The organism is Aeromonas sp. sia0103, assembly GCF_963895295.1.
Classification (GTDB): Bacteria; Pseudomonadota; Gammaproteobacteria; order Enterobacterales; family Aeromonadaceae; genus Aeromonas; species Aeromonas encheleia.
In genome coordinates this window covers 1-657 of the sequence record NZ_CAWQKG010000017.1, presented here as the reverse complement: position 1 = coordinate 657, position 657 = coordinate 1, and the positions used below count along the sequence as shown (strand labels likewise).

Here is a 657-nt window from a genome sequence, read left to right as displayed (position 1 = left end):
AGGGCGTTTACCACGGTGTGATTCATGACTGGGGTGAAGTCGTAACAAGGTAACCCTAGGGGAACCTGGGGTTGGATCACCTCCTTACCTTAATGATGACGAAGTTGTTGAGTGTTCACACAGATTGCCTTGATTCAAGTTTAGAGACAGTACACGAAGTGGGTCTGTAGCTCAGGTGGTTAGAGCGCACCCCTGATAAGGGTGAGGTCGGTGGTTCGAGTCCACTCAGACCCACCACTTCGCGATTATGGGGCTATAGCTCAGCTGGGAGAGCGCCTGCTTTGCACGCAGGAGGTCTGCGGTTCGATCCCGCATAGCTCCACCATAATCGGGTACTGAATTTGCGAGAAGCAAAAGCCATGCATTGAACGCATTGTTCAATCTATGCCTTTGACTTCTTTATGAAGTTTGCTCTTTAACAATCTGGAAAGCTGATTTAAAAAGTAGTTCTCAAACATTTGTTACAAGTGCTTTGGAAACTTCTTGGCGAAAACCAAAATTTATTTTTGGTCCTTGTTGTACGACAACAGGCCGTGCCGTTTCGACGACACTTCTTGGGGTTGTATGGTTAAGTGACTAAGCGTACATGGTGGATGCCTTGGCAGTCAGAGGCGATGAAGGACGTACTAACCTGCGATAAGCTGTGAGAAGTCGGTA

The 657-nt window shown here is 47.6% G+C and carries 2 tRNA genes and 2 rRNA genes; all 4 read left to right on the top strand.

Annotation, left to right across the window (positions count from 1 at the left end):
• Positions 1 to 87: ribosomal RNA gene (locus AACW18_RS08430) — 16S ribosomal RNA — on the top strand; the annotation flags it as partial.
• Between the two features lie 73 nt (positions 88 to 160).
• Positions 161 to 237, top strand: a tRNA-Ile gene (locus AACW18_RS08425).
• 12 nt (positions 238 to 249) lie between these two features.
• Positions 250 to 325: transfer RNA gene (locus AACW18_RS08420), tRNA-Ala, on the top strand.
• A 241-nt stretch (positions 326 to 566) separates the two neighbouring features.
• Positions 567 to 657, top strand: a 23S ribosomal RNA gene (locus AACW18_RS08415); the annotation flags it as partial.